This is a genomic window from Mycobacterium sp., from assembly GCF_035603715.1.
In the GTDB taxonomy this organism is placed as follows: Bacteria; Actinomycetota; Actinomycetes; order Mycobacteriales; family Mycobacteriaceae; genus Mycobacterium.
This window is the reverse complement of sequence record NZ_DATNJW010000409.1, coordinates 1-17,624: the sequence shown is the minus strand read 5'-3', so window position 1 is coordinate 17,624 and position 17,624 is coordinate 1. Positions and strand designations below refer to the sequence as shown.

Below are 17,624 nucleotides of genomic sequence, written 5' to 3'. Positions count from 1 at the left end.
CCGACCCGGACACCGACGTGGGTCCGCTGGCCACCGAGTCGGGCCGCGACGAGATCGCCCAGCAGGTCGACGACGCCGTCGCCGCGGGCGCGAAGGTCCGCCTCGGCGGCAAGACCCCCGACCAGCCGGGCTGGTTCTACCCGCCGACGGTGGTCACCGAGATCACCAAGGACATGGCGCTCTACACCGAAGAGGTCTTCGGACCGGTCGCCTCTATGTACCGGGCGTCGGGCATCGACGAGGCCATCGAGATCGCCAACGCCACCACCTTCGGATTGGGGTCCAACGCCTGGACCAACGACGAGGCCGAGCAGGAACGTTTCATCGACGACATCGAGGCGGGTCAGGTCTTCATCAACGGGATGACGGTGTCCTACCCCGAGCTCGGGTTCGGTGGCGTCAAGCGGTCGGGCTACGGCCGCGAGCTCGCCGGCCTAGGCATCCGCGCGTTCTGCAACGCCAAGACGGTCTGGGTGGGCTGACCGCCGGGTTAGGGCATCGCCTCGGCCCAGGCGATATGTCCTTCGAAGCCAAGCGATTTCGCCATGTCACGGTAGCGGCCACGGAAGTCGGCGTACGCGAGGTCATCGCTGCGCGCTCGCGCGAGCAAGGCGCGGAGCCACAGCAGCCAGACGTCGCGCAGAGCCAGACCCTCTTCGGTGGGCGCGGCGGCTAATCGCTCGATCGCGGCCTCCGCTTCGGCCACGTTGGCATCTGTCCGTCGGTCGAGCAGTGTCTCGACCAGGACACCCGTCGCGGGAAGCCCCCATGACAGCAGTTGTCCGGCGTGGACGAGATCGTCGACGGCGGCACGCATGATCGGCAGCGCCTCATCGCGACCTCCACGCCTGGCCTTCTCACGCGCCAAGTAGCTGGTGATGATCGGCAGCTCGCCCAAGTTGCGCCCCAGCCGCAGGAAGACCTCCCTGACCTCGGCCAGCAGCTGCTGTCCGCGGTCACAATCCTCGGCCCCTCGCCGATGCACCAGCGCATCACCGAGCGTCACCTGGCTGAGAGCCACCGCGAGGTCATCACCTGATCGTTCAGCGATCCGCACGGCCTCCTCGATTTCGCCGATAGCGCGGTCATCGGACTTCAGCGCGCCAACTGATATGCCCGCGTTGTAGACCCAACCGAAAACAGTGGCGTATGACATGGGGTCGGCGCTGCGGGCGATGGCCACGCCGCGCCGCTGGTCGTCTCGCCATCCACGCCGACCGAGGAAGCACCCGGCCAAACCGAGCGACGCATAGGCAACCGCCAACGGAGACCCAAAGAGGAAGTTGCCGCGCGCCGCATCACCGTCAGCCAGGCGGATAACTCGTTGTGACCAACGCTCCGTGGTAGGCCAATCACCAATTTCCATCTTGGCGTAGATCAACGGGAAGGACAGCCCAACCGTCAGAGTCGGATCGCCGATCGACTCGGCAAGGTTCCAGGCTTCCGAGGCCAGCTGTGACGCCTCATGAATGCGGCCCCCGAAGACGTGGTCCGCCACTAGCCCGGCCATTCCGACGGCCAGTGATGCCGTGTCCCCAGCGGCGGCGCACAACTGCCGCAATTCGTCGAAGCGCTCGTCGACGACATTCATCTGGACTCGGTAAGCGATCCCACACAACATGGTGCGGGGGGCGATGCGCATCGCGGCCCGATCCGGGCTATCGGCGGGTAGGCCGTCGGCAATCTTCTGGGCGCGCTCCCAGCTGTGTCGCGCCGCGTTGATGTCGCGGTTCGTCGCCCATGTCGCGGCGCGGACATGCCAGTCGTAGGCGGCATGAAGATCAGCGGCTGCCTCTAAATGTTCGGCGATCAGTGCGGCGTTCTGCTCGGCCGATTCCGCTTCGCGGGCTTCGATTGTGGCAGCCAGCCGTCGATGCAGCCTCGCGCGATCGGCCCTCAGTTGTGATTCGTAGGCGACTGTGCGGATCAGCGGATGCCGAAACGCGTACTCCGCGCACGGGGTGAACCGCACTTGGTCGACGAGCTCCGCGGCTATCAGCTCGTCGACAACCGGGTCGACCTCGAGGCTGGCCAGCAGATCGCGATCGAAACGGGAGCCGATGACCGCCGCCGCCGCCAGGGTTTTCTTGGCCGCCGGGCTGAGTCGGTCGGCGCGCGCCGCGATGGTCGCCTGCAGCGTGGCCGGCACGCTGACCTCGGCCACGTCGGTGCCGCAGGCGTAGTCGCCCAACTCACCCACGAGTACGCCCCGTTCGGCGAGGTCACGAGCGATCTCCTGAACGAAGAACGGGTTGCCCGCGGCACGCCCGGCGATCATCGCGCCGATATCGTCCACCGATGGATGCGAACCCAACAGCTCATCAACCAAATTCGAGGTTTCGGTATCGCTCAATGGTGCAAGGGCAATGGTCTGCGCGCCGCCGACGTTCTTCAGGGCTCCGTGGTATTCGGGGCGGTAGGTGAGCAGCATCATCGAGGGGGTCTGGGCGATCACGCCGAGAAAGTCGGCGAGCATGGAATCACTGATCTCGTCGATCCAGTGCACGTCCTCAACGACGAACACGGCCGGTTGGGTGCGAGCCAGTTGGGCGGTATTGACCAACGCGGTCAACCGCCGTCGGCGTGCGTCCGGGTCGATCTTGGGCAGCTGCACAGCCGGATCGGCAACACTCAGCAGGTCATCCAGCAGCAGCATGTCCTCGGGATCGGCGTCTGAAAACCGCTCCCGCAACCGCAGCCGGGCGGGCTGATCGTCCAGGCCACCGATCTGCGTGACGACGCGCAGCAGACGCGCCACCACATTAAAGGGCACATCGGAGGCGTGGGATTCACAAAATGTGGAAAACACCTCCATCCCAAGACTTTTCGCGAGCACACTAACTTCACTGGTGAGCCTAGTCTTGCCGATGCCAGGTGGGCCGACCACGCCCACCACCGCGCCACGCCCACCACTCGAGCGATCCAGCAGCGCCGTCAGCGTGGCCAGTTCCCACCCCCGGCCCACCAACGTCGATTGCGACAGGCCGCTCCGCCGAGGCTGCGCGTTCATGCCGATGAGTCGACGTGCCGGCACCGCATCCCTGGCGCCCTTGATGCGCACCAACTCTGGCTCGCCGAGTACCGCGACGTCCTCAACCAACCGCGCGGTGGATTCACTGACCATCACACCACCTGGCGGGGCTACGGACTCCATTCGTTGGGCCATCCCGACCTGCTCACCAATCGTCGTGTAACCCAAGGAGCCCGAACCGATTTCACCGGCAATGACCTCACCGGAATTGAGGCCCACCCGTAGCTGTAAGTCGATGCCATCGCGTGCTTCGATTTCCTGGGCTAGTTTCGTCGCCTCCGCCTGGATATCCAGGGCCGCGACGGAAGCGCGAAAGGCGTGGTCCTCCAGAGCGATCGGTGCACCGAATACGGCCATAATCCCGTCGCCGGTGAACTTGTCCACGGTGCCGCCGTACCGCCGCACCACTGCGGCGCAGCGGTCTGTGAGGGCGGCCATGATCTCGCGTAGTCGTTCCGCACCGACGGTCGCGGCGATATCCATTGAATGCACGACGTCGGCGAACAGCACCGTCACCTGTTTGTACTCGGCAGTCGCGACGGTCACAGCCGTCGCTGCGCCGCACTCGTTACAGAACTTGGCGTTTGCCCGAAGCATGGTGCCACATGTGCGGCACGCCAGTTCGGCCACCGTCACACCAGTACCGCCGTCCGCGTCCCCGACCTACCCCACTGCGCCAAGGATAAGGTTCACCAGCGCAATACGGCGACAATTGAACAGACGAAGACAAGGCCTACGCAGAGGCGGATGCCAGCGCTTTCTCGTCTTCGGCAGCGAACGTGTCCTCCAGCTGCACCGGCGAGTAGTCGAGGTCGATCTCGCCGACCGGGCGGCCGCGCGCACTGGAGATGGTGCCGAACCTGCGCATCCCCTTGTCGGCGGCGTACTCCACGAACTCTTCCTTGACCAGATTGAACGGCAGCACCTCGAACAGCTCGAAACCCTGCTGGGTGGACTCGAGAGCGAGCGGCATCAACTCGTTCATCCGCGACTCGAAGACGTCCCAGTTGGCGTCGTCGGCGGCAACGTGGCGGCGACAGGTGAAGGTTCCCCACGCCATGTGCCGCCGCTCATCGTCGCCGATCCGCCGGATCAACTCCTGCATACCGGGCAAGATGTTGCGCTCCACGCAGATCTTGTGCCACGCATAGTAGCCAGTCAGCGCCAACATGCCCTCGACGACGTGGTTGTAGGTGACCGACGCCCGAATCTGGGCCGCCGGCGACGAGTCGGATGACAAGGCGTTGAGGCAGTCCGGCAGCTCGTCGTAGAACATCGTTCGATACGCCGGAAGCGGTTCCAGGTAGCTGTGTAGATCCTCGGTCATCCCGACGGCGTCGAGCCACAGCCGGAACACCTGCGTGTGCTTGGCCTCCTCGAAGGCGAACTGAGTCAGGTACATCTCGTCGCCGAGCCGTCCTTCTTCCCGCATTGCGGACATGAACGGCTGGATGTCCTCGGTGACCGCTTCCTCGCCGGCGATGAACTGCGCACACAACCGGGTGGCGAAATCGCGTTCGTCCTCGTTCAGTCGCTCCCAATCGGCACGGTCCCTCGAGAAGTCGATGTCGGCCGGATTCCAGAATTTCGCGTTGCCACCGGCGAACAGCTTGAGCGGCAGGCTGTCCCAGTTCAGCCCGCCGGCAGCCAGTGATCCTGAATGTGTGCGTGTCATCAGACCTCCTCAGATCTTTTGCGAACGAATTGCTCTGCTGTCGGCGGAAATTGGAGAAAATGCTGCGCTCAACACGGCCACCAGCCTGCGCACCGCCAGCGCCGGTTGCTCCGGGCTTGGTTCGTCGAGCCCGAGGATCGGATCCAGCCCGCGCATGTAGGGCGCCAGCGCCAGGTGCGGAAAGATCAACAGCAACAAGGACATCAGCGCCTCGGTGTCGGCGTCCTTGCGGAAGTCGCCCCGGACCTGGGCATCGCGCACCAGGGGCCGCAGCACTTCCAGGTAGTGACGGTGGATGACGCTGCGCACGCTGACGCGGGCATCGGTGTCTACCTCCATGCTCGCCGCCGCATGCAACGCGCGTTCGTGCGGGTGATCGGCGAAATACGCGACCCACACGTCGAGCCAGTCGGTCAGGAATTCAAAGAACGGCCGGCTCGGATCGAGCTGGCGGATCCGGTCTTCCATGTAGGCACGTACTCGCTGGCTGACGACGTCGGTGATGAACGCGTAGAGGTCGCGCTTGTCGGCGAAGTACTGGAACAGACTGCCTTTGGCCACCCCGGCACGTCGGGCGATGACGTTCAGGCTCCCGCCGGAAAAACCGTGCGCCCCGAATTCCGCCTCCGCGGCCTCGACTACCGCTGCACGACGTGCGGGGTCGACGCGGGCCCAAGTCACCGTCGGCATTGCCCTCCTGAGGTTGAATGACCACTGGTCACTCTACTGTGAGCCATATCACTTCTCAAGGGTCTGCACCAAATAATCGCCGTCGACTCCCGCCGCGAACCAGGTGGGACGCAATTCTCGAACCCCCGAAATAGCCTCGTGAGAGGGCGATTCCCGACATACTGCTACGCGAGGAGGCGGCCATGGGGCATTACAAAGCCAACCTGCGTGACATCGAGTTCAACCTGTTCGAGGCGCTGGCTCTCGGGGATCTGCTGGATTCGGGAGCGCTCGGCGAACTCGACAGCGCGACTAGTCGCGAGATCCTGGCTGAGGTGGCCAGGTTCGCTCAAGGTCCGGTCGCCGACTCATTCGTGGCATCTGACCGCACACCGCCGGTGTTCTTGCCCGACGAACACACCATCACGGTGCCCGACCCGATTCGTAAGACGGTGCAGGCGATTTGGGACGCCGAATGGTGGCGGCTCGGCGTGACGCCCGAGATCGGTGGCACCGCCGTGTCACGGACGGTGGTGTGGGCGGTGCTGGAGATGATCATCTGCGCCAACCCGGCGCTGTTCTTCTTCTACGCCGGTCCGGCCATGGCGGACATTCTCTATGCGCTGGGTAATGAGAAGCAGCGGACGCTGGCCAATGCGGCGATCGAGCAACGCTGGGGCGCGACGATGGTGCTGACCGAACCCGACGCCGGCTCCGATGTCGGGGCGGGCCGCACCAAGGCCGTCGAGCAACCAGACGGCTCGTGGCACATCGAAGGTGTCAAACGGTTCATTTCCGGAGGCGATCTCGGCGACACCGTCGAGAACATCTTGCACCTCGTGCTCGCGCGCCCGGTGGGCGCCCGCTCGGGTACGAAGGGTCTCAGCCTGTTCGTCGTGCCGAAGCACCTGTTCGACTGGGACAGCTTCGAAATCACCGGGCGCAACGGAGTTTTCGCGACCGGTCTCGAGCACAAGATGGGCTACAAAGCCTCGCCGACGTGCGAGTTGACCTTCGGCGCACACGGCATCCCGGCCAAGGGCTGGCTGGTCGGCGACATTCACGACGGCATCGCGCAGATGTTCAAAGTCATCGAGAACGCGCGGATGCTGGTCGGCATCAAATCGTCGGGAACACTGTCGACCGGCTACCTCAACGCCCTCGATTACGCCAAGACGCGCATTCAGGGCGCGGACATGACCCAGATGATGGACAAGAACGCCCCGCGAGTACCGATCACCCGGCACCCCGACGTGCGGCGCTCGCTGATCATGCAGAAGGCCTACGCCGAGGGATTGCGCGCGATCTATCTCTACACCGCCGCGCATCAGGATCCCGTTGTTGCCGAAGCGGTCTCGGGTGCCGATGCGGAAACGGCGAACCGGGTCAACGACCTGCTGTTGCCCATCGTCAAGGGTGTGGGCTCGGAACGGGCGTACCAGTACCTGACCGAATCGCTGCAAACGCTGGGCGGCTCGGGATTCCTGCAGGACTATCCGATCGAGCAATACATCCGCGACGCGAAGATCGACTCGCTGTACGAGGGCACCACCGCGATCCAGGCGCAGGATTTCTTCTTCCGGAAGATCGCGCGAGACAAGGGTGTGGCGCTGGCGCATGTGGCCGGGCAGATCCAGTCCTTCATCGACAGCGGGGCAGCCGACCAGCGACTGAAGGTGGAACGCGACTACCTGCGCACCGCCCTGGAGGACGTGCAGGCGATGACGGCCACCCTGACCGGTCACCTGATGGGATCGGCCGAAGCCCCGGGCGACCTGTACAAGATCGGGCTCGGCTCGGTGCGCTACCTGCTCGCCGTCGGCGATCTGCTGATCGGCTGGCAGCTGCTCTGGCATGCTGAAATCGCCTTGCGGGCACTGGATTCCGGTGCAGGCGGCAAGGATCAGCCGTTCTACGAGGGCAAGATCGCCGCGGCGCAGTTCTTCGCCGGCAATGTGCTGCCCGAGCTCACCGCGACGCGCGGAATCCTGGCCCGCACCTCCACCGCGCTGATGGACCTCGATGACGAGGCCTTCTGACATCGGGTAAGAAGCCTGCGTTCCACGAACCGGCCACGGAGGCCGATTCGTCGTCCTAGAGTCGGCTACGTGTCGTTAGTGAATACCGCTCAGGGACCTGTCAACACCACTGATATCGGCGTCACGCTCATGCACGAGCACGTGTTCATCATGACCACGGAAATCGCGATGAACTACCCGGAGGCATGGGGCGACGAAGACAAACGGGTGGCCGATGCCATCGATCGGCTCAACGAACTGAAGTCGCGCGGCGTCGACACCATCGTCGACCTCACCGTGATCGGGCTGGGCCGCTACATCCCACGGATCGCCCGTGTTGCCGCCGCCACCGACCTGAACATCATCGTCGCGACGGGTCTGTACACCTACAACGACATACCGTTTCGTTTCCACTACGAGGGCCCCGGCGGCATGCTGGGCGGCCCGGAGATCATGTCCGACATGTTCGTCCGCGACATCGAGGAGGGCATCGCCGACACCGGCGTCAAGGCGGGAATCCTCAAGTGCGCCACCGACGAACCCGGTGTCACACCCGGTGTCGAGCGGGTGTTGCGCGCCGTCGCCCAGGCGCACAAGCGGACCGGGGTGCCGATCTCCACGCATACCCACGCCGGGCTGCGGCGCGGGCTCGAGCAGCAGAAGATCTTCGAGGAGGAGGGCGTCGACCTGACCCGGGTGATCATCGGGCACTCCGGCGACAGCACCGACGTCGGCTACCTCGAAGAACTCATCGCCGCCGGGTCTTACCTCGGGATGGACCGTTTCGGCCTTGATGTGCTCCTGCCGTTCGAGGAGCGGGTGGGCATCGTGGCGACGATGTGCGAGCGCGGGCACGCCGACAAGATGGTGTTGTCCCACGATGCCAACTGCTACTTCGACGCGATCCCCGAAGAGCTGGTGCCACAGATGGCGCCGAATTGGCACTACCTGCACATCCACAACGACGTGATCCCCGCCCTCAAACAACGCGGCGTCACCGACGAGCAACTGCACACCATGCTCGTCGACAATCCGCGCCGCATCTTCGAGCGGCAGGGCTCCTACCAGTGACGGGAGCCGAGCTGGTCCCGCCGATTGGTGTACAGATCTCCGCGCTGGCCTCGCTCGCTCCCGACGAACCGGCCGTCACCTGTGACGGGCGCACGCTGACCCGCGGCGAGCTCGACCGCTCGACGAACAGGTTGGCCCGCGCCTACGCCGCGCGCGGTGTCGGGGTCGGCGACTACGTGACGATGGTGCTGCCCAATTCGATCGAGTGGATCCAGGCCGCGGTCGCGTGCTGGAAGCTGGGCGCCGTACCCCAGCCACTATCGGCACGGCTGCCCGACGCCGAGCTGGCCGGTCTGCTGGAATTGCGGCCGCCGAGTTTGCTGGTCGGCCGCGAGCACCCCGAGATAACAAGCGTTCCAGCCGGTTTCAGTCCCGACCCGGAATTGTCCGACGAGGAACTACCGGAGGCGGTGTCGCCAGTCTGGAAGGCGATGGGGTCAGGCGGCAGCACGGGTCGGCCCAAACTGATCGAATCCGGTGGCGACAGCCGGATCCCCGCCGCCATCGGCTATCCGCTGGGCGCGCAGGAGGGCGACACCACGTTGGTGCCGGTGCCCCTGTCGCACAACACCGGCTTCACCACCGCGACCATCGCTCTGCTGATGCGCCACCACCTCGTGCTGATGAGCCGCTTCGAGCCGGAGAAATTCCTCCGGCTGATCAGCGATCACGGAGTCACCTTCCTGACGACGGTGCCGACCATCATGCAGCGGGCGCTACCGGTCTACCACGACAACCCCGACGCCTACGACCTGTCGACGCTCCGCCGGTTCTGGCACCTGGGTGCGCCGTGCCCACCCGCCATCAAACAGGCGTGGATCGACCTGCTCGGGCCCGAGAAAGTCTGGGAACTCTACGGCGGCACGGAATTACAGGCGTTGACGTTCATCTCCGGTGACCAGTGGCTGACTCACCGCGGCTCGGTCGGCATCGTCGTGGCCGGTGAGATGAAGGTGCTCGACGATGATGGCAACCCATGTCCGCCCGGCGAAATGGGTGAGATCTACATGCGACCCAGCCCGGGCAGCGCACCCACCTATCGCTATGTCGGCGCCACCGCGAAATCACGCGACGGCTGGGATTCGCTCGGCGACCTCGGCTACTTCGACGCCGACGGGTTCCTGTACATCTCGGACCGCCGGGTCGACATGTTCACCGTCGGCGGCCGCAACGTGTACCCAGCCGAGGTCGAGGCCGCGCTCTCCGAGCATCCGGATGTGCTGTCCTGCTTGGTTGTTGGTGTGCCGCATGAAGATCTGGGGCAAGTGCCGTACGCCATGGTCCAGGCCGGGTCGGCACTGGACGAGCAGACGGTGCAAGCGTTTTTGCGCGAGCGCATCGCCGGTTACAAGGTGCCCGAGACCGTCGAGTTCGTCGACACCCCGTTACGTGATGACGCCGGCAAGGCACGCCGCTCCGCGGTCCGCAACGAGATCATGGCGCGACTGCGTCTTCTTGACGCGGGCTGACCGCATCGCCATCTCCTGGGGCGGGGGGTTGTTTGGTGCGCGATTCCCAGCGCCGCAACGCTTCCCGGCACGGTGATTCGACGAGCGCATAGCTCACCGCGGCGATGGCGACACTGAACACCAGCGTCAGCGCCAGCACCTCGGGCATGTGTCCCCGGAACGAGAACTGACCGATCACCGGGAACACCATCGCCAGCGCGGCAAGGTGCCAGATGAAGATGCCGTAGGACCAGCGTCCGAGCGTCACCATCGGGGCGCTGCCCAGCAGCCGATGGCTTTCGTCGGGCCGGTCGAGGACCAGCGGCGCCACCAGACCCGCCGCCACGAGCGCCCCCATCGCGGTCTTCACGGTGAATTGCGCGGGGCTGCTCGGAATCAACCCGGCCGGCCCGGCCAGCGGTGAAGCGGCGACCAGGTAGGCCGCCGCCGCCGCGACGGCCATCATCAGCCGGCGTCGGGCCAGCCGGTGCGGCCATCCGAGCGGGCTGTGGATCCACTCGGCCAGCAGCATGCCCGCGGCGAACCAGGAGAAGAAGGCCGGCGGCCAGGTCAACGGGTTGAGACCGGGTGTAGCGGCGAACGGGATCCAGCCCCAAAACCAGCTCGCGACAGCCAGAACGGCGATCACCGGTACCCGGGCCCGAACTGGTAGTCACGCCGCCAGCATCGCAAGGATCGGCAACGCGAGGTAGAAAGTGACTTCGACCGACAGGCTCCACATCTGAGTCAGTCCGGCGGTCAGCGTCAGTGGGACATACACCTGGGTGAGCGACAGATTCGCCAGCCACACGGTCAGATTCGGGTGATTGCCGTCCGGCAGCAGCGTCAGAATCACCACGACGGCAACCAAATAGGCCGGCATGATGCGGACCACCCGCGATCGCAGGTAGTGAGCGGTGGACGGGCGTGACGCCAGACCGCGCGCGGCCGCGGCATGACTGCGCCACAGCAGGAAGCCCGACAACGCGAAGAACACCGCCACCGCCAGATCGAAGCGGCCGAACAGCCGACCGTCGACCCCGCCGTAATGCCCGGTGTCAAACGCGACGTGGGTGATGACGACTCCGATCGCCGCGCAGGCCCGCATTCCCTCGACGGCGGGCAGGAAGCGGCGAGTGCCGCCAACCAGCTCGCTATCCGTCATGGTGACAGTGTGCCCGGTGAATGAGGTACACCCGATTTACCCACCGTGGGGACATAAAGGGCGACCTTAAATAATGCTGTTAGGGTCGAACGAGTTTTGCTTGGCTGCAGCAGGGTAAGCGGGTAGAACCCCAGGTCCCGGGGGTTCGGGGCGGAACAGGTTTGGTGGCCTGAACCGAACGAGACCAGAAGGAGGTCACGGCAACGTGAACCGAGCAGTCATGTTGCGGATGGCCGCGTGCGGGATCATGGGACTCGGAGCCGCGTTGTTGATTGCCGCGCTGTTGTTGTGGACCTACACCGGTAGCAGGATCACCAAGATTCCGCTCAATCTGGACGCGACGGTAATCGGCGAAGGCACTGGGACAGCTGTGGACCCCGCCTCGCTGTACAGCCCGAAGCTCGTGGTTGACAAGAACGTGCCGCTGGTCTCACAGCAGCAGATCGACGTCGAATCTCCGGCCAACGCCGATGTCGTCACGTTGCAAGTGGGTAGCTCGGTTCGGCGCAGCGACAAGCAAAAGGATTCCGGCCTGCTGCTCGCCCTGGTCGACACCGTCACCCTCAACCGGAAAACCGCGTCAGCGGTGTCCGACGACACTCACCCCGGCGGCGCGGTGCAGAAGCCGCGTGGGTTCAAGGACGAAAGCCCGGCCACCAACATCGCGTTGCCGCACGACGGCTTGTCCTATCGATTCCCGTTCCATACCGAGAAGCGCTCGTACTCGTACTTCGACCCGATCGCGCAGAAGGCCTTCGAGGCCAACTACACCGGCGAAGAAGACGTCAACGGCCTGTCCGCGTACAAGTTCACCCAGGACGTCGGCTACGACGCCGACGGCAAGCTGGCGGAGCCGATCAGATACCCGTCGCTGTACGCCGACGACGCGGACAGCAAGGTCACCAACACCGCAGCGATGTGGGGCTTGCCGGGCGATCCGGACGAGAAGATCACGATGACGCGCTATTACGCGGCGCAACGGACGTTTTGGGTGGACCCGGAGTCGGGGACCATCGTCAAAGAAAAAGAGCGCGCCAATCACTACTACGCCCGCGACGCGTTGAAGCCCGAGGTGACGCTGGTCGACTACACCATCACCTCCAACGAGGGATCGGTCGAGTCGCAGGTCAACGCCGCGCGCGATGAGCGCGACCGGTTGGCACTGTGGTCCCGTGTCCTGCCCATCACCTTCACTGCGGCCGGTGTGATCGCGCTGATCGGTGGGCTGTTGCTCGGCTCGTTCAGCTTGCGGACCGAGACCGCGCTGGCCGAACCCGATCCGGACGCAGCCGACCAAGGTGGCTTCTTCGGCCGCGGCGAGCCGCCGCCGGCGCGAGTACCCGGCGCCGAAGCGGAGACCGAGAAGATTCCCACTCAGCCCAAGGACGCCAAGCGAGATCAGGGCTCGTCGAGTTCGGGAGGTCCTTCGACGTCGGGTCCGCCCGACCTGACCTAGCTAGCTGGGCGAGTGCGGGCGGCACCCCACTGGGCTCTGCGCTGGTCCCGTCCCGGGTACGCGCTGACGCTGACGCTGCTGGTGGTGGCGCCCCTGCTGAGCCCCGGCTATTTATTGCTGCGAGACGCGGTCTCCACACCGCGGTCCTATCTGTCCGATAGCGCTCTCGGGTTGGTTTCGGCGCCGCGGGCCACGCCACAGGATTTTGCGATCGCGCTTTCTTCGCGATGTATCGACGGCGGCCTGGTGGTGAAGGCATTGCTCGTCGTTGGACTGTGGCTGGCGGGCTGGGGCGCGGCTCGACTGGTCGCGCAGGTGTTGCCGGAATCCGGTGCCGGCGGCCAGTTTTCAGCGATCACGCTGGCGATCTGGAATCCCTACGTCGGCGAACGGCTCCTGCAGGGACACTGGAGTCTGCTGCTCGGCTACGGCTGCCTGCCATGGGTGGCCACCAGCATGCTGACGCTTCGATCAAACGAAAAGGCAATCTGGCCAGGCATTTTCGGGCTGGCGTTCTGGATTGCGCTGGCCGGGCTCACTCCGACCGGCCTGCTGCTGGCCGCCACGGTCGGGTTGGCCTGTGTCGCGGCGCCGGGTACCGGAACTCCCCGTTGGCGTTGCGCCGCGATCGCAATGACCGATGCCGTGGTAGCGGCGCTACCGTGGTTGACGGCAGCGGCACTGGGTCTGTCGTCGACGGATCACGTGTGGGGTCGTCCGCCAGGCATTGCCGCGTTCGCGGCACGGGCCGAGCCCGGTCTGGGCACACTCGGCAGTCTGGCCGGCCTGGGTGGAATCTGGAACGGTGATTCCGTGCCGGCTTCGCGGGCAACGCTTTTCGCAGTTCTGTCGGCGGTTGTGCTGCTCGCCGTGGTTGCGGCGGGAGTCGTCACGCTGAGGCGTCACCGGACGGCGCTGCCGTTGCTGCTACTGGCGATGGCGTCGGTGCTGATACCCGCGGCGATGGCCACCGGCCCGGGCTTGGCCGTCCTGTACACGCTGGTCGACGCCGCGCCCGGGCTGGGCGTGCTGCGCGACGGGCAGAAGTGGGTCGCGTTGGCGATGCCCGGCTACGCGCTGGCTGCCGCGGGCGCGGTGCTGACGTTGCGGCGCTGGTTGCCGCCCGCGTCCGCGGCGCTGTTGTGCTGCGCCGCGCTGGTGCTGTCGCTTCCCGATTTGGCTTGGGGCGTAGGGGGAAAGGTCGAGTCGGTGCGTTATCCGAGCGACTGGCCGGCCGTTGCGGCGGCGATCAACCGCGAGCCCGCTGAGGTCGCGGCGTTGCCGGCCGACACCATGCGGCGATTCGCCTGGTCCGGTCCGGCGCCGGTGCTGGATCCGCTGCCGCGCTGGCTGCGCGCTGATGTCCTGACCACGGGCGACCTGACCATTGCGGGGGCAACGGTTCTCGGCGAGGGAAACCGGGCCCGCGATGTGCAGCAGCTGCTCTTGGCCGGTGGCGATTCGGCTGATCTCCGTCGGGCCGGGGTGGGGTGGCTGGTGGTCGAATTGGGCACACCCGGCGATATGGGTTCGGCCGCAGAGACATTCGGGCGTTTACCGGTGGTTTACCGCGGACGCGACCTGGTGTTGTATCGCGTCGGCGGCGCAACAGCCGGTGCGTCGACGGGCCGGCGGGCGACCGTCATGATCGCGCACCTGGCCTGGCTGACCATGCTGATCACCGGAGCGGTCGGGGCAATAGTGACCAGTCGGCGGCAACGGACTCGTTCGGTAGCGGGGTAAGGCGTGACCGCTACACCACTCCGGTGACGCGGTTGCCGGCGACGACCGATTCCAGCACCGTGCGCATCGCGTCCGCGCTTTGCTTCCAGGAGAATTCGGCGCTACGCGCTTGTGCCTTGGCGCCGAGCTGATCGCGCAGCACCGGATCGGTAAGCAACTGCTGCAGCCGACTTACCAGTTCGTCGTGGCCGTCGACCAGCACGCCGGTCACTCCGTCGATGATCGAGTCGGCCAACCCGCCGGACGACCGGTAACCGATGGTGGGCACCGCGTGCTGGGCCGCCTCGATGACCGCCAGACCCCAGCCTTCTTTGCGTGACGGCAGCACGTGCACCCAAGCCTGTTGCATGACATGGTGTTTGGCGGTGTCGTCGACGTGCCCGTGAAATGTCACCGCGTCGCTGATACCCAGCCGCATCGCGTGATCGGTCAGCCGATGCGACCACCACCCGCCGCCGACGATGTCGAGATGCAGGTCGGGTATCGACGGTCGCAGCTCGGCCACGGCGGTCAGTGCATCTTCAATCTGCTTGTGCGGCACCAGCCGTGACAGCACCAGCACTCGCGGCGTCACCGCCCGCGGGCCACCCAACGACGACGCCGGGGCCTCGTCGAGACCGTTGCGTACCACGGCAATTCGCTCGTTGTCCACACCCAGGCCGACCAAGTCGCGGGCCGACGGCAGTGACACCGTCACATACTGGTTTCGGCGATGCAGCTTGGGCGACAACCACGATTCGACGAACCAGCCGAGCCTGCTGAAGAACCAGCCGGCCACCGGCCACTGCTCGCGGTGGCAGTGGTGCACCAGCACCGCGACCCGCCGGCCGTAGACCAGCCGGGCCAGGAAGGGCAAACCGTTCTGGGTGTCGACGACCACGTCCGGTTGCACCCGTCGCAGCGGTCCGATGTCCAGCCTGGCCGCCGCCATCGCCAGCAGCGCCCACACGTAGACCGAGTATCGGCCGCCCGCGCGACGGATTCGCACGCCGTCGATGACTTCGCGCCGCGCCGCGCCTGGGTAGCGCGCGGTTCGCAGCGTGACGTCGACGCCGGCAGCGGCCAGCTGGGCGCCGATGCGTTGCAGGTAGGTCTCACTCCCGCCGCCCTGGGGATGTCCGGTATCGCGCCAGCACAAAAGCAGCACCGAGCGCACACCAGACATTCGGACAGCCTAGCGATGCGGGGCTTTAGGGTTGGCCGGTGGCCGTGACTGACCTGTTCGCGCGGCGGGCGACGTTGCGCCGCTCGGTGCGGCTGCTGTCGAGCTTTCGCCACGAGCAGCGCGCCCCGGCCCGGTTCTACGGCCCGCTGGCCGCCGACACCGCGAACATGGTCGGCGACCTCTGGCGGGGCATCCACGGCGAGCGCCCGGTCGGTCGCAGCCTGCTCGACGTCGGTGGCGGCCCCGGATACTTCGCGACGGCCTTCGCCGACGCCGGGGTCCGCTACATCGGCGTGGAGCCGGACCCGAGTGAAATGCATGCTGCGGGGCCGGTTTTCCCGCGTGAACGGGCAACGTTCGTCCGAGCGTCGGGCATGGCGCTGCCCTTCGCCGACGACACCGTGGACATCTGCCTGTCCTCCAATGTTGCCGAGCACGTGCCGCGGCCCTGGCAGCTCGGGGGCGAGATGCTCCGGGTCACCAGGCCCGGTGGCCTTGTCGTGCTGTCCTACACCGTCTGGCTCGGCCCGTTCGGTGGCCATGAGATGGGCTTGACCCATTACCTCGGCGGCACCCGCGCCGCCGCACGGTATGCCCGCAAACACGGCCACCCGGCCAAGAACAACTACGGGTCGTCGTTGTTCGCGGTGTCCGCGGCGGACGGCCTGGACTGGGCCGCCAGCACAGGGGCGCTGATCGCTGCGTTCCCGCGCTACCACCCGAAATGGGCATGGGGGCTGACCGCAATACCGGTGGTGCGTGAGTTCCTCGTGAGCAATCTTGTGCTGGTGCTCCGGCCGCAGTAATGAAACGTGTTCTCGTTTCGCCCCGGCTTGGGTAGGGTGGCGGCCATGAGCCACGTCACAACGGAGCAAGCTACAACGGAGTACGACAAGCTTTTCATCGGCGGCAAGTGGACTGAGCCGTCGACGTCTGAAGTCATCGAGGTGCACTGCCCGGCCACCGGCGAGTACGCCGGCAAGGTGCCGCTGGCGGCGGCAGCCGACGTCGACGCCGCGGTCGCGGCGGCCCGCAACGCTTTCGACCACGGCCCCTGGCCCTCGACACCGCCGAAGGAGCGGGCGGCGGTCATCGCCGGCGCGCTCAAACTAATGGAGGAGCGCAAAGACCTCTTTCTCAAGCTCCTCGGCGACGAAACCGGCCAGCCGCCGATGTCCCTCGAGACCATGCAGTGGATGAGTGGGGTTGCGTGCCTGAACTTCTTCGCCGGCCCGGCTGTCGACCAGGTCAAGTGGCAGGAAGTCCGCAACGGCGGATACGGCCAGACCATCGTCCATCGTGAACCGCTCGGCGTGGTGGGCGCGATCGTGGCGTGGAACGTGCCGCTGTTCTTGGCGATCAACAAGCTGGGCCCGGCGTTGCTGGCCGGCTGCACGGTGGTGCTGAAGCCGGCCGCCGAAACACCGCTGAGCGCAAATGCTTTGGCGGAGGTGTTCGCCGAGGCCGGCCTACCCGAGGGCGTGTTGTCGATCGTCCCCGGCGGGATCGAGACCGGACAGGCGCTGACGTCCAACCCCGACATCGACATCTTCTCGTTCACCGGAAGCTCGGCTGTCGGTAAGGAGATCGGCAAGCGCGCGGCCGAGATGCTCAAGCCGTGCACCCTGGAACTCGGCGGAAAGTCGGCAGCCATCCTGCTGGAGGACGTCGACCTGGCCGCTTCGGTGCCGATGCTGGTGTTCTCCGGGGTCATGAACAGCGGGCAGGCCTGCGTGGCCCAGACCCGCATCCTGGCTCCCCGGTCGCGGTACGACGAAATCGTCGAAGCGGTAGGCAATTTCGCGGCCTCGCTCCCCGTCGGTCCGCCGTCGGACGCGGGCGCGCAGATCGGCTCGCTGATCTCGGAGAAGCAGCGCGCCCGTGTCGAGGGTTACATCGCCAAGGGCATCGAGGAGGGCGCCCGACTGGTGACCGGCGGTGGCCGCCCCGAAGGACTGGACAACGGCTTTTACATCCAGCCGACCGTGTTCGCCGACGTCGACAACAGCATGACGATCGCGCAGGAGGAGATCTTCGGGCCGGTGCTGAGCATCATTCCCTACGACACCGAAGAGGACGCGATCAAGATCGCCAACGACTCGGCGTACGGACTGGCCGGCAGTGTGTGGACCAGCGACGTGCCGCGCGGCATCGAGATCTCCGAGCAGATCCGCACCGGCACC

The 17,624-nt window shown here is 66.0% G+C and carries 12 protein-coding genes and 1 pseudogene; 8 read left to right on the top strand and 5 right to left on the bottom strand.

Translation table 11 applies throughout. The annotated features are described in order from the left end of the window. Window positions 1-482 (top strand): aldehyde dehydrogenase family protein (locus tag VN856_RS16945; protein ID WP_325691033.1); only part of this gene is annotated, 482 nt, incomplete at its 5' end. A gap of 8 nt (window positions 483-490) precedes the next feature. Here VN856_RS16945 and VN856_RS16940 read toward each other — a convergent pair. The 3 genes from VN856_RS16940 to VN856_RS16930 form a co-directional block, all read right to left on the bottom strand. Then, window positions 491-3,628, bottom strand: coding sequence for an ATP-binding protein (locus VN856_RS16940; RefSeq protein ID WP_325691031.1), 3,138 nt, complete (start codon window positions 3,626-3,628; stop codon window positions 491-493). A 136-nt stretch (window positions 3,629-3,764) separates the two neighbouring features. Further along, complete coding sequence (locus VN856_RS16935) at window positions 3,765-4,706, bottom strand: R2-like ligand-binding oxidase (protein ID WP_325691029.1); 942 nt, start codon at window positions 4,704-4,706, stop codon at window positions 3,765-3,767. A gap of 9 nt (window positions 4,707-4,715) precedes the next feature. Then, window positions 4,716-5,396, bottom strand: a complete 681-nt coding sequence (locus VN856_RS16930) for a TetR/AcrR family transcriptional regulator (RefSeq protein ID WP_325691027.1) — start codon at window positions 5,394-5,396, stop codon at window positions 4,716-4,718. A 182-nt stretch (window positions 5,397-5,578) separates the two neighbouring features. Here VN856_RS16930 and VN856_RS16925 point away from each other — a divergent pair, with 182 nt between their 5' ends. The 3 genes from VN856_RS16925 to VN856_RS16915 all read left to right on the top strand — a co-directional run bounded on the left by VN856_RS16925 (window position 5,579) and on the right by VN856_RS16915 (window position 9,933). Continuing rightward, a complete protein-coding gene (locus VN856_RS16925; protein WP_325691025.1) occupies window positions 5,579-7,414 on the top strand; it encodes an acyl-CoA dehydrogenase in 1,836 nt (611 codons plus the stop codon). Between the two features lie 69 nt (window positions 7,415-7,483). Further along, window positions 7,484-8,464, top strand: coding sequence for a phosphotriesterase-related protein (locus VN856_RS16920; RefSeq protein ID WP_325691023.1), 981 nt, complete (start codon window positions 7,484-7,486; stop codon window positions 8,462-8,464). Beyond that, window positions 8,461-9,933: an AMP-binding protein gene (locus VN856_RS16915; protein ID WP_325691022.1), complete on the top strand. Its 1,473-nt coding sequence runs from the start codon at window positions 8,461-8,463 to the stop codon at window positions 9,931-9,933. The genes VN856_RS16920 and VN856_RS16915 overlap by 4 nt, the downstream gene beginning before the upstream one ends. Here the strand turns inward: VN856_RS16915 and VN856_RS16910 are convergent. After that, a pseudogene (locus VN856_RS16910) lies at window positions 9,899-11,077 on the bottom strand (acyltransferase family protein). The gene VN856_RS16915 and the pseudogene VN856_RS16910 sit on opposite strands and share 35 nt — an antisense overlap. Window positions 11,078-11,282: 205 nt before the next feature. Here VN856_RS16910 and VN856_RS16905 point away from each other — a divergent pair. Both VN856_RS16905 and VN856_RS16900 read left to right on the top strand, forming a co-directional pair. Next, window positions 11,283-12,533, top strand: coding sequence for a DUF3068 domain-containing protein (locus tag VN856_RS16905; RefSeq protein ID WP_325691020.1), 1,251 nt, complete (start codon window positions 11,283-11,285; stop codon window positions 12,531-12,533). Window positions 12,534-12,569: 36 nt separating this feature from the next. Next, on the top strand, window positions 12,570-14,276 hold the full coding sequence (locus VN856_RS16900; RefSeq protein WP_325691035.1) for a hypothetical protein: 1,707 nt from the start codon (window positions 12,570-12,572) through the stop codon (window positions 14,274-14,276). A 10-nt stretch (window positions 14,277-14,286) separates the two neighbouring features. Here the strand turns inward: VN856_RS16900 and VN856_RS16895 are convergent, their stop codons facing one another. Continuing rightward, window positions 14,287-15,441 carry a glycosyltransferase family 4 protein gene (locus VN856_RS16895; RefSeq protein ID WP_325691018.1) on the bottom strand — a complete coding sequence of 385 codons (1,155 nt, stop codon included), beginning with the start codon at window positions 15,439-15,441 and terminating at the stop codon, window positions 14,287-14,289. 38 nt (window positions 15,442-15,479) lie between these two features. Between VN856_RS16895 and VN856_RS16890 the strand changes: the two genes are divergently transcribed. Further along, entirely contained in the window at window positions 15,480-16,247 is a 768-nt protein-coding gene (locus VN856_RS16890; protein WP_325691016.1) for a class I SAM-dependent methyltransferase, read from the top strand. 45 nt (window positions 16,248-16,292) lie between these two features. After that, the coding region (locus VN856_RS16885) for an aldehyde dehydrogenase (protein WP_325691014.1) at window positions 16,293-17,624 on the top strand (1,332 nt) is incomplete at its 3' end.